The 10,726-nt window shown below is 70.4% G+C and carries 12 protein-coding genes; 7 read left to right on the top strand and 5 right to left on the bottom strand.

The window, feature by feature from the left end; all coding sequences use genetic code 11:
* Positions 1-233: 233 nt before the first annotated feature.
* From NWFMUON74_RS18700 to NWFMUON74_RS18685, 4 genes are all read left to right on the top strand, one after another.
* Positions 234-1,451 carry an acyl-CoA dehydrogenase family protein gene (locus NWFMUON74_RS18700; protein ID WP_187683158.1) on the top strand — a complete coding sequence of 406 codons (1,218 nt, stop codon included), beginning with the start codon at positions 234-236 and terminating at the stop codon, positions 1,449-1,451.
* A gap of 121 nt (positions 1,452-1,572) precedes the next feature.
* A complete protein-coding gene (locus NWFMUON74_RS18695; RefSeq protein ID WP_187683157.1) occupies positions 1,573-2,232 on the top strand; it encodes an ATP-binding cassette domain-containing protein in 660 nt (219 codons plus the stop codon).
* Positions 2,229-3,107: a metal ABC transporter permease gene (locus NWFMUON74_RS18690; protein WP_187683156.1), complete on the top strand. Its 879-nt coding sequence runs from the start codon at positions 2,229-2,231 to the stop codon at positions 3,105-3,107. The genes NWFMUON74_RS18695 and NWFMUON74_RS18690 overlap by 4 nt, the downstream gene beginning before the upstream one ends.
* Positions 3,098-3,847, top strand: coding sequence for a metal ABC transporter solute-binding protein, Zn/Mn family (locus NWFMUON74_RS18685; RefSeq protein ID WP_232110428.1), 750 nt, complete (start codon positions 3,098-3,100; stop codon positions 3,845-3,847). The genes NWFMUON74_RS18690 and NWFMUON74_RS18685 overlap by 10 nt, the downstream gene beginning before the upstream one ends.
* Before the next feature lie 33 nt (positions 3,848-3,880).
* On the opposite strand, the gene NWFMUON74_RS18680 is transcribed toward NWFMUON74_RS18685, so the two are convergent.
* Positions 3,881-5,065, bottom strand: coding sequence for an MFS transporter (locus NWFMUON74_RS18680; protein WP_197986868.1), 1,185 nt, complete (start codon positions 5,063-5,065; stop codon positions 3,881-3,883).
* Positions 5,066-5,122: 57 nt separating this feature from the next.
* Positions 5,123-5,647 (bottom strand): sigma-70 family RNA polymerase sigma factor, encoded by a 525-nt coding sequence (locus NWFMUON74_RS18675; RefSeq protein ID WP_187689259.1) that lies wholly within the window; start codon positions 5,645-5,647, stop codon positions 5,123-5,125.
* A 125-nt stretch (positions 5,648-5,772) separates the two neighbouring features.
* Between NWFMUON74_RS18675 and NWFMUON74_RS18670 the strand changes: the two genes are divergently transcribed.
* The 3 genes from NWFMUON74_RS18670 to NWFMUON74_RS18660 all read left to right on the top strand — a co-directional run bounded on the left by NWFMUON74_RS18670 (position 5,773) and on the right by NWFMUON74_RS18660 (position 8,170).
* Positions 5,773-6,492, top strand: coding sequence for a zf-HC2 domain-containing protein (locus NWFMUON74_RS18670; RefSeq protein ID WP_187683154.1), 720 nt, complete (start codon positions 5,773-5,775; stop codon positions 6,490-6,492).
* A 141-nt stretch (positions 6,493-6,633) separates the two neighbouring features.
* Entirely contained in the window at positions 6,634-7,932 is a 1,299-nt protein-coding gene (locus NWFMUON74_RS18665; protein WP_187683153.1) for a S8 family serine peptidase, read from the top strand.
* Positions 7,933-7,942: 10 nt separating this feature from the next.
* Positions 7,943-8,170: a hypothetical protein gene (locus NWFMUON74_RS18660; protein ID WP_187683152.1), complete on the top strand. Its 228-nt coding sequence runs from the start codon at positions 7,943-7,945 to the stop codon at positions 8,168-8,170.
* On the opposite strand, the gene NWFMUON74_RS18655 is transcribed toward NWFMUON74_RS18660, so the two are convergent.
* From NWFMUON74_RS18655 to NWFMUON74_RS18645, 3 genes are read right to left on the bottom strand one after another with little or no spacing between them, the layout of a single operon-like run.
* Entirely contained in the window at positions 8,167-9,090 is a 924-nt protein-coding gene (locus NWFMUON74_RS18655; protein ID WP_187683151.1) for an SDR family oxidoreductase, read from the bottom strand. The two genes, NWFMUON74_RS18660 and NWFMUON74_RS18655, sit on opposite strands and share 4 nt — an antisense overlap.
* The gene (locus NWFMUON74_RS18650) at positions 9,087-10,040 is read right to left on the bottom strand and encodes an RNA polymerase subunit sigma-70 (RefSeq protein ID WP_187683150.1); all 954 of its coding nucleotides are present in this window, start codon (positions 10,038-10,040) and stop codon (positions 9,087-9,089) included. Before NWFMUON74_RS18650 ends, NWFMUON74_RS18655 begins: the two co-directional genes overlap by 4 nt.
* Positions 10,037-10,678 carry a nuclear transport factor 2 family protein gene (locus NWFMUON74_RS18645; protein WP_187683149.1) on the bottom strand — a complete coding sequence of 214 codons (642 nt, stop codon included), beginning with the start codon at positions 10,676-10,678 and terminating at the stop codon, positions 10,037-10,039. The genes NWFMUON74_RS18650 and NWFMUON74_RS18645 overlap by 4 nt, the downstream gene beginning before the upstream one ends.
* Positions 10,679-10,726 lie beyond the last annotated feature (48 nt).

Here is a 10,726-nt window from a genome sequence, read left to right as displayed (position 1 = left end):
GCAGTGCCCTCCGAGTTCCGGGCATCGGTGAGATCGGAGCATGGGCAACGAAAGAGGCCGGGCATCGGCGAGATCGGAGCATGGGCAACGAGGCCGGGCATCGGCGAGATCAGAGCATGGGCAACGAAAAGGCCGGGTATCGGCGAGATTGGGCGTGGGCAACGAAAAAGGCTGTGGAATGGCCAGATTGGGGAGTGGGCAACGGAAAGGTCGGGTGATGGTGTGATCGGGGCATGCGTGACGAAAGACATTCCGGCCCAGACCCGTTCGCGACGTTGCGGAGACGGGTGCGCGATTTCGTTGCCCACCAGGTCATTCCGGCCGAGGACGCGCTCGACGCCGGTGCCGCCGCGGCCTGGGAGCGGCTGCGGCGGCAGGCGACGACGGCGGGGGTGTGGGCACTGCCACTCCCGTCCGAGTACGGCGGTGGCGGTCTGCCGCTCGCGGAGTATCTCGCTCTCGCCGAAGACGAGGGCCGCAGCGACCACGGCCCGGACGCGCTGGGCTCGTCCGCGCTGCTGACCGTGCGCATGCTCGCCGCCCACGCCCATCCCGCGCTGCGCGACGGCCTGCTGCCGGACCTGGTCTCCGGGAAGCGCCGGGCCGCCTACGCCATGACCGAGCCCGGCGTCGCCGGATCGGACCCCGCCGGACTACGGACCCGCGCGGTCGCCGCGGGCGACGGGTGGCGTCTCACCGGCCGCAAGTGGTTCACCACCGGCGCGGCCCGCGCCGATTTCGTCGTCGTCGTGGTGCGGACCAGCGACGGGCCGGTGCGAGAAGCGTTGTCGATGCTGGTGGTGCCCACCGACACTCCCGGATACCGGGTGGTGCGGGAACTCGACGTCCTGGGCGCGGGCGGGCAATCGGAGATCGCCTTCGACAACGTGTTCGTGCCCGCGACACACCTGGTCGGTGCCGTGGGCGCGGGATCCACGTTCGCGGGCGAACGTTTGGCACTCGGCCGGACACTGCGTGCGCTGCGCTGGATCGGGCAGGCCCAACGCGCTGTCGAACAACTCGCCGCCCGCGCGGCCGCCCGTCCGCTCGGCGGCGGGGTGCTCGCGGATCGGCAACTGGCGCAACAACACCTGTTCGAGGCCGAACTCGCGGTGCGCTCCGCCCGCCTGCTCACCGTCCGGGCCGCGGAGCTGGTCGCGGCCGAGTTGCCCGCGCAGATCGAGGTGAGCATGGCCAAGGTCGCCGCCGCCCGCGCCCTGGGTACCGCCGTCGACAGTGCCATCCAGATCTACGGCGCCGAAGGACTCACCGCCGCAACCGGACTCCCGCGCCTGCTGCGGATCGCCCGCGCCGCCCGCATCCTCGACGGTGCCGACGAGTTCCACATCAGCGCCACCGCCCGCCGCCTGACCCGCCGATACCTGCACGACCCCCGGCCGTCCGCCGGTGATCCACCGATCTGCCCTTCGGCACCGTCCGAGCCGTCATGACGGTGCTGCTCGGTGAGCCGTAGCCGATACGTCTGCGCGTGAACGTCATCCGGGATTCGAAAAGTTCGGGAACTTCCGGTGCCGGGCGGCCGACAGTGTCGGTGAGACGAGTGGAGTGACGGTGCGTGAGGGTTCGAGGATCGAATGCGCGGACGTGTGGTGTGCGCACGGCCGCCGGGCGGTGGTGCGCGGAGTAGACCTGACGGTCGCGGCGGGGGAGCGGGTCGCGGTGACCGGTACCAACGGCTCCGGGAAGACGACGTTGCTGCGGGCGGTACTCGGGCTGCATCCGGTGACGGCGGGGTTGATCGCCGTCGACGGTGTGGTGGCACGCGGCGCGGCCGACTGGGATCGGCGCAGACGCGCGGTGACCTGGATTCCGCAGCGGCAAGCGCCCGGCCGGTTTCCGCTGCCGGGCCGTGAACTACTCACCAGCAGTGGCGCTTTCGACGCGGCCGCGGCGGCCGCGCGGCGGCTCGGGGTCGCGGATCTGATCGCCCGGCCCCTGCACACGTTGTCGGGTGGGCAATTGCAGCGGATGTATCTCGCGCGCGCCCTGGGCTGTGTGGCGGCCGGTGCCGGGGCGCTGCTCGCCGATGAACCGACAGCCGCGTTGGATTTCGCCGGACAGGAGGAAGCGGGTGCGTTGCTGACCGAGCTGCCGGTGACGCTGCTGGTGGTCACCCACGATCGGGCACTGGCCGCCCGGTGCGATCGCGTGCTGGAGATGGCCGACGGACGGCTACGCCGAATACCCGCCGCCGCAGGGGAAATCGCGTGAACGCTGCCGCGAGCTTCGTGGATCTGTGGCAGCTGGCCTCGGTGCAGCGGGCACTGGTCGCGCTGGTGCTGGGTGCGGTGGGACTGCCGATCGTGGGTGTGGTGATCATCGGCCTGGACATCATGCCGGTGCGGTTCGCGATGATGCACGTCGCGCTGCTGGGCATCGCGGTGGGCATGCTGATCGGACTCGACCCGCTGCTGTGCGCGCTGGTGGCGTGCGGGACCTCGGGTGCGGCGTTGACGCCGATGGCGCGCAGCCCCGCCGGATTGTCCGGTGCCATGGGCCTTTTGATGAGTCTGGCGATCGCGGGTGCGCTGCTGGTGCTGTCGATCGCCGGAGTCAATGCCAATAGTGCGTTCGAACTGCTGTGGGGCTCCATCCTGGCCACCCGCACCCGTGACGTCGTGGTGCTCGGCGTGCTCGCCGTGCTGGTGCCGCTGCTGTTCTGGGCACGGCGGCGGCAGCTGGGACTGCTGCTGTACGACCGGGAGCTGGCAGCGTGCTCGGGCGTACGCGTCGATCGGCTCACCCTCGTTCTGCTTGTGCTGGTGGCGGTCTCGGTCGCGGCCGGGATTCGGCTGACCGGTGCGCTGCTGGTGGACGCGTTGACGCTGCTGCCCGCGCTCGCGGCGCGGCGGCTGGCGAATTCGCTGCCGGGCATGGTGGCCGCCGCGGTGGCCGTCGGGCTGGTGGTGAATGTCGCCGGGTTCGTACTGGCGGTGGCCTGCGACCTGCCGCCGGGCCCGGTGCTGGTGTTGTCGGCGGGCGCGGTCGCCCTCGCTGTTCATGTGTTACCCGATGGGAGAAAACGACGATGGCCCTTCTCGCGCGAAACAGCTTCGGCCGCTGCCGATCCGGTGCCGTGGCACTGATCGCGGCCGCTCTCGCGGCGGCCGGTTGCGGCACCGGCGACCACGACCACGCCGAGCACGACGGCCCGCGCGTGGTCGCGACCACCAGCTGGGAAGCGGCCTTCGCCAGAGCCGCCGGAGCCACCGACGTCACCGTGATCGTGCCGTCGTCGATCAAACACGCTCCGGACTACGACCCGAAGCCGTCGGATCTCGCCGCGGTGACCGAAGCGGACTTCGTGCTCTACGCCCGGTTCGAGGGCTTCGCGGGCAAGATCACCGAGGCCGCGGGCTCGGCGGCGAGAACCGTCGCGGTGAACCTGGACAACAGCCGCGCCGCCGTCGTGGCGGAGGTGCAGCGTCTCGGTGACCTGTTCGGCACCCGCGCCGCCGCCGACACCTGGCTGCACGACTTCGGCGGCGAATACGACAGGCTGGCAGAGGAAGTGCGAGCGGCATGGCGCGACGGCCGAGCCCCGAAGGTCCTCACCCAGGCATTCACCGGTTTCGCCGCCGAACTGTCCGGCGCGGAGGTCCTCGGCACCTACGGCCCCGAACCCGTCACCGCCAGACAGGTCGCGGCCCTGTCCGCCCTCCACCCGCAGTACGTGCTGGCCAACGAGCAGATGGATACCGGCACGGTCCTGCCCGGCATCCCGGCCACCCAGATCACGCTCACCAACTACCCCACCCACGACGATGACCTGCGTACGGTCTACCGCGACGCGGCCGCGAAAATCACCGCGGCACTGCGGAATTGACCACCGGCGCATCGGGAGGGACATGTCGTGCGGTCATCGCGCCGCCCGCCGCTGCCACCACCAGGCCACGACGGCGGCGGCCAGGAATTCCGCGGCCACCAGCGTCCACGCCGGGCCGTACCGGTGGCGTCCGGATGCGGCGAGCACTCCGAACAGCGGCGGGCCGACCACGAACCCGGCGAAGAAACCCGCCGACACCACCGCCGAATCCCGGCCGACGTGCTCGGGAGCCGCGGTGGCGATCACCGTCATCATCGACACCGCGTTCGCCGCCACCGCGCAGCCGCCGATGCCGAGCACACCCGCCCACGCCAACCACGCCCCACCCGCGGCCGCGGCCAGGATGGCCAGCGTGGCGATGGCGGCACCGAAAGCCAACGGCCCCAGCACGACACCGGAGCAGCGCAGCTTCGACGCCCACCTCGTCCAGCCCACGCGGCCGGTGATGCCCGCGACGCCGAGCACCGCTACCAGCATGCTCGCGGTCGTCGCCGACAGCGACAGTTCGTCTGCCGCGTACAAGGCGATATAGGTGTTGATCGCGGAGATACCCGCGCCGAGCAGCACCGAGAAGCCGCACATCCAGCCCGCGTCACCGGCCGAAGTCGCCACCTCGACGCGGGGAACACGCGGCGGCGCAGCATCTTTCGTGACCGCCAGCGCCAGCGCGGCCGCGACCGCCGCGCCGGCCGCCGCGGCGCCGACCGCGACGCGCCACGTGGTCGCCACCGCGATCGCGGCCAGCGGCAACCCGGCGAGAAAGGCGCCGAACTGCACACCCGACTGCTTCCAACCCGCCACGCTGCCGCGCCGGTCGGCGGAAATGCGCGTCGCGATGAGCTGATTGGTCGTCGGGTTCGCCAACGCCTGCGCCAGACCGGACACCGCGATCGCCGCCACCAGCACCGGGTAGCCGGGCGCGACGGCGAACAGCGTCAGCGCCAGCGCCGACACCACGAACATCGCGACCAGGCACCGGCGTACCCCGAGCGCGGCCACCATCGGCCCCACGATCAGCGACAACACCGCCGCCACCGCGAAGCCCGCCGCGACCAGCGCACCGAGAAGGGAAGCGGCGCCGTCGAACTCATCGATCAGACGTGGCCCCAGCGCACCCACCAGGAACAACGGCAGCATCGACAGCGTCATCGCGGTGATCAGCAGCCCCGCCAGAACCCATTGCCGCGCTCCCGGAACGGCTTTCGCGTCGACCCTCACCGAACACAGGTCGGCTCCGCGCCGGAGAAAGTTCCCGGCGCCCGGCCGTGTGGCTGGTCAGCCGACGCCGTCGCGCTCCTCGCTCGCGGCCAGCAGATCCTCGCGCGCCCGCGCGATCCGCGAGCGCACCGTGCCCACCGGCACCCCGCACACGTCCGCGGCCTCCTGGTACGACAACCCCAGCACCTGCGTCAGCACCAGCGCCTCGCGCCGCTCGGGATGCAGGCCGTCCAGCAGCATGCGAATCTCGACCATATCCTCGAACGTGCGACCCGAACGTTGCTGAGCGGCACGCTGTTCGGCGACCGACTCCCAGTCGTCGCCCCCGTGCAACCGCGGCCGCGCGACGGCGGACCGGATGGAATCCACCACCACCCGCCGTGCGATCGACAGCAGCCAGGCCCGCGAGGTCGACCGGCCCGCGAACCGCGGCAGGCTGCCGAACGCCCGCACGAACGTCTCCTGCGTCAGGTCGTCGGCAGCGCCCGGGCCCGCCCGGTAGGCGTGAAAGCGCCACACATCGGCCTGCAAGGCCCGCACCCACTGCTCGAACGCCCGCCGATCACCACGTCCCGCGGCCATAGCAAGCGCGGTCAACTCGTCTTCCAAGGCACCACCGCGCACGGTCAGCACGCTACTACAGCCCGTCGTGGAATTTCACCCCCCGCTCTGGGAACCTGTCCCGCGGCCTGCGCGACCATAGAGACATGAAGTGCGAAACGGTCCGTGCAGCACTGTCCGCGCGTATCGACGGCGAACAGGAACCGATCCCCGCCGACACCACCGATCGGCACCTGAGCGCCTGTCCCGCCTGCCAGGACTGGTATCGCCGCGCGGAAGCCCTGCGGCGCGCCACCATCCTGCACACCGCGCCCGAGGTTCCGGACCTGACCGCCGCCATCATGGCACGGCTGCCACCGCGCCGCGAACATCCTTATGCCCGAGTCGCACTCGGCGTCGTGGCCGCCGCGCAGACCGTCCTGGCGCTCACGCAACTGTTCGGCGTGGCCGGTGGGCACGGGCACGAGGCGTTCATGATGGGCCACATGAGCCACGAGAGCGCGGCCTGGAACGTCGCGATCGGCATCGGACTGGTGTGGGCCGCGCTGCGCACCCGCGCCGCCGCCGGACAACTGCCCATGCTGACCGTCTTCGTCGGAGTTCTCACGGCCGCCTCGCTGCTCGACCTGACCCGCGGCGACGTCACCGCCGCCCGCCTGGTGTCCCACATCCCCGTCGTGCTCGGCGTCGCCCTGCTGTACCTGGTCTACCGTCGGCACCGCGACGACGACCACCCCGACCACGCCGCCGCACTCACCCCATCCGGCACGTCCGGCGCCGACAGCGTCGAATCGCGGCCCACGCCGCGGGTTCCGGGGAAGACATTCGGCCACCAGCGCCCGGCAAGCCACCACCGCGCCGCCTGACCCGGTTCCTGCGGGCCGGGCGGAAACCCGTGTCCAGCACCGGAAGCCGTGTCGACGCCGCCACCTGTCCGAGTCGCGTCGGAGCGGATCACGGCGAGCGTTCGGCGAGCAAATCGGTGCGAAGCGCGCCAGACTGGCGGGATGCGTGTTGTGATTCAGTTTCGTCCGGAGACCGATTCCGCTGTTCGCCTCACCGCGTCGGAGGTGGTCGGGGGTGAGTTGCCCGGGTTCGCGCTCGATCGGGACTACGGGCCCGTCGTCGTGGCGCCGGGTGTGGATGTGACCGGTTCGGCCGTGCCTTCGCCGGAGCCGGAAGGGAATACGGTCGTGGTGCGGGGCGAGGTGGCGGACGAGGCCGCCGCGGCGGCGGTGCGGCGATCGGCGGGCGTTGTCGGTGTTTTCGCCGATCCGACCATTCAACCGGTCGTCACGTGCGGCGATTCCGCAGCGGTGGGGACCTGGCACGATGTCGAAAGCCGTTTGCGTGTCGGCGATCTGGCCGCGGCGGGGCTGGACGGCGCGGGCGTGGCGCTCGCGATCGTGGATACCGGCATCAATGCCGCGAAGGTCGGGCAGGTGCGCGGGCGGCCGACCGTCGACGCGGGACGCAGTTGGAACCCGCAGGGCGTCAAGGGAACCGCGGGTGAGTTTCCCGTCGGCCACGGCACGATGTGTGCCTTCGACGCGATGATCGCCGCGCCCGCGGCCACCTTGCTCGATCTTCCCGTGCTGCGCAGTTCCCGTCAGGGCGGTTCGCCTACCGACGGACTGCTCTCGGATGCGCTGGCCGCCTACGCGCACCTGCGCACGGTGCTCACCGCCCAGCCCGAGTCGACGCGGGCCCTGGTGGTCAGCAACAGCTGGGGCGTGTTCTCACCGGACACCGACTTCCCGGTCGGCGATCCCGGCAACTACTCCGACAACCCGAGCCATCCGTTCAATACGATCGTCGGCACGCTGGCCGCCGCCGGGGCCGACATCCTCTTCGCCGCCGGCAACTGCGGGCGCGACTGCCCCGACGGGCGGTGTGCCTTCCCGGATCGGCCGATCAACGGGGCCAATTCGCATCCGAGTGTGCTCAGCGTCGGCGGCGTCGACACCGGCAATCAGCGGGTGGGCTACTCGTCGCAGGGGCCCGGTCGCCTGGCGGAGCGCAAACCCGACGTGTGCACCTACACCCACTTCCTCGGGTCGACGGCATTCGGCGCCGATACGCCCGACACCGGCACCTCGGCCGCCTGCCCGACCGCCGCCGGGCTGATCGCGGCAGTGCGCACCCGGTATCCGGCCGGGGTGATCCCGCCGGAGCGGTTGCGGGACCTGGTGCGGCGCACCGCCCTGCGGCACGGCGGCACCGAATTCGACTACGACTACGGATACGGAATCGCCGACACCGCAGGGATTCTCGGAGCCCTGCGGCAGGAGTCCACCCGCGCGTAGCGTGGTGGGCATGCAGCTGCTCACCATTCAGCTCCCGCCGGGCGCCACCCTGGCCGACGCCCTGCGGGCGCTGCACCTGACCACATCCGACGTCGACACCGCATACGGCCTCATCGCCGTCGACCCGGACCGGGGAACCTACGCGCTGCGCGTCGACGACCCGGTCGCCGCCCGCGTGGCGGCGGCCGGGGGCACCGTCTTCTCCGATCCGCGCGTCGAAACCGGCGGGGAGGACTAACCGATCGCCGGCGTCGGTGGCCTTCGCACGGGATCTCCCGCCGTGGTGTCGGTGAAGGCGGCAGCGTGGCGGCGGGCGAACGCGGCGAAACTGGTCGGCTCGACACCGAATTCGCGGTGGGTGTCGAGGACCACCCGCGACTCGGGGGATTCCGCGCGGCCGCGATAGATCTCGTCGAGGAGGTCGAGCACCTCGGGCGGGAGTCCTTCGGCTTGGTGCAGGGCTCGCTTCTGCTCGAGGGTTACCGCCGTGTAGCGGTACCGGCGACCGGTGGCCGCGGTGATCCGGGCCGCGATTTCCGCCATCGTGAGCGCTTCGGGGCCGGTCATGTCGAAAGCCCTGCCCTCGATGCCGTCTGCTCGCATCATCGCGACGGCGACCTTGGCGATGTCGGTGATGTCGACCGGCGCCAGGCGACTGTCTCCGATGGGCATGACCAGCTCTCGCCGTCGGCTGTCCACGCCGGTCAGCGTGCCGGGCAGGTAGAACTGCATGAACTGGCTCGGCCGCAGATGGGTCCAGGCCACGCCCGACGCCTCGAGATATCGCTCGATCTCCAGGTGCCAGCGGGTGCCGCGAAAACGATTCGGGTCGAACGTCGTTCCCGATTCCTTGCCGCTGAACTTGACGATGTGCCCGACGCCCGCGGCCTTCGCGGCGTCGATGAACCGGCACTGGGTCTCGACCATCTGCTGCCGGGGTGAGGAGATCATCAGAACACGGTCGATATCGGCGAGCGCCGCGGTGAGTGTGTCCGGCCGGAGCATGTCGCCGTATACGACCTCGACGGTGGGGAGGTCGTCGAGCCACTGTCCTTTGCCGCGGTCGCGGACGAGTACTCGGACCGGAACCTGTTGGGCCGCGAATTCACGGACCACGATCGAGCCCGCGGAACCGGTGACCCCGGTGAGAAGTTTCATCGTTCTGCTTTCTGAATGAGATCCGGAAGGTCGAAAAGTGGGAAGAGGGTGGGGTCGTGGATCATGTCGATGCGGGCGATGCCCGATTCGGTGAGGGTGAGAAGCTGCACGGCGTGCGGGTGATGGACGCCGCCGTGACCGTGCAGGTACACACCGAACGCGGGCTGGGCGTTGGCAGCGGTCGGCACCAGCCGGACGGCGCCGGGTGTGGTCAACCGGGAGCGCAGGAATTCCCCGACCTGGTCGCGACCCCGGAACCAGGTGGGCACAGGGGGCATTTCCAGCACCGCGTCCTCGGTGAGCACGCGCACCAACTCGGCGATATCGGCATTCTCGAACGCGGCGGCATACCGGTCGAGTACTTCGCGCCGCTGCGGATCTGTTGGTTCGGACAGGTTGTATCCGGTCGTGGCGAGTGCGGCCAACTGGGTCCGTGCGCGCTGCAAGGCACTGTTCACCGCGGGGGTCGTGGTGGCCAGCAGGGTGGCGACCTCGGCGGCCGGGAACATCAGTACGTCACGCAGGATGAGGATGGCCCGCTGTCGTCCGGACAGGTGTTGCAGGGCGGCGATGAAGGCCAACCGGGTCGCGTGCCTCGACTCGATCGTCGCCGCCGGATCAAGTGCGGTGTCGGGTACCGGCTCGACCCAGGACACTTCACGCAAGCGTGGCCGCACCGGCTCGCCCGGGTCACCCGGCCCGCCCAGTCCCGAGGGCAGCGCGCGACGACCACGGCGGTCGATCGCTTTGAGGCAGACCCTGGTCGCGATGCGGTAGAGCCAGGTCCGCAGCGACGCACGGCCCTCGAAATCGCCGTATCCGCGCCACGCCAGCAGATAGACCTCCTGAATCGCGTCCTCCGCGTCGTGGGGCGAACCGAGCATCCGGTAGCAGTAGGTGAACAACTCGCCACGGAACTGCTGGGCGGCGGACTCGACCGGGTGCGTCATGCGAGGATCCGACGAGTATCGAAAATGACGGTGTCCGAAGCGATTCGACCGTGCCGGACGACCACATGGTCCACGGTGCGCAGCGTTCCGAACGGCCCGGTGTGCATGTCGTAGACGACCACGGCGCGCTCGTCGTCACCGAAGGCGTCGATGATGTCGACTCCGGTCACCGCCTGGGCGAAATCTGTGATGGCGGCCAGCACGTCCGTCGCGTTGGTGATGCGCACCCGCGGGCTCTCGAACACCACGTCATCGGCCAACAACGCCGACACCGCGGACATGTCACGTTTGCCGAACGCCTCGACGAACGCCACCGCGACCACCGCCGCATGTCCGGCGGCGGGGGCCGGGTAAGTGCCGACCACAGTGGCGCGCGCCGACCGTGGCGCTTCCGGCACCCGGGAACGGATATCGCGCTGAAACTCCGCGAAGGCCGTCGACGCGGTCAAAGACGCACCGTCGGGCTCCTCGGCGGCGACGTGGACGAAACCCGCGTCGTCATCCAGCCGGTATACCGTATAGCGCAACCCCGCTGGTCGTTCCCGATGCAGCTGGGCGAAGACATTTTCGATCAGCCGCTGGTTCTCCTCCGCGGCCGACGCATGCGTCCGATACCGCACCATGACAGTCCTGGTCATCCTGGCTCCTTCAGTGAATCGGTGTCACCAGTACTGATCCGAGAGAAC

It is taken from the genome of Nocardia wallacei (assembly GCF_014466955.1).
Classification (GTDB): Bacteria; Actinomycetota; Actinomycetes; order Mycobacteriales; family Mycobacteriaceae; genus Nocardia; species Nocardia wallacei.
The sequence above is the reverse complement of the archived record's forward strand: the minus strand, read 5'-3'. Positions and strand labels throughout refer to the sequence as shown.

Excerpts from the sequence above, each read along its gene's own strand:
- NWFMUON74_RS18660 (WP_187683152.1), top strand. The coding sequence starts at position 7,943 with ATGCAGCTGCTCACCATTCAGCTCCCGCCGGGCGCCACCCTGGCCGAC.
- NWFMUON74_RS18650 (WP_187683150.1), bottom strand. The coding sequence starts at position 10,040 with ATGACGCACCCGGTCGAGTCCGCCGCCCAGCAGTTCCGTGGCGAGTTG.
- NWFMUON74_RS18655 (WP_187683151.1), bottom strand. The coding sequence starts at position 9,090 with ATGAAACTTCTCACCGGGGTCACCGGTTCCGCGGGCTCGATCGTGGTC.
- NWFMUON74_RS18675 (WP_187689259.1), bottom strand. The coding sequence starts at position 5,647 with ATGGCCGCGGGACGTGGTGATCGGCGGGCGTTCGAGCAGTGGGTGCGG.
- NWFMUON74_RS18665 (WP_187683153.1), top strand. The coding sequence starts at position 6,634 with ATGCGTGTTGTGATTCAGTTTCGTCCGGAGACCGATTCCGCTGTTCGC.
- NWFMUON74_RS18700 (WP_187683158.1), top strand. The coding sequence starts at position 234 with ATGCGTGACGAAAGACATTCCGGCCCAGACCCGTTCGCGACGTTGCGG.
- NWFMUON74_RS18670 (WP_187683154.1), top strand. The coding sequence starts at position 5,773 with ATGAAGTGCGAAACGGTCCGTGCAGCACTGTCCGCGCGTATCGACGGC.
- NWFMUON74_RS18645 (WP_187683149.1), bottom strand. The coding sequence starts at position 10,678 with ATGACCAGGACTGTCATGGTGCGGTATCGGACGCATGCGTCGGCCGCG.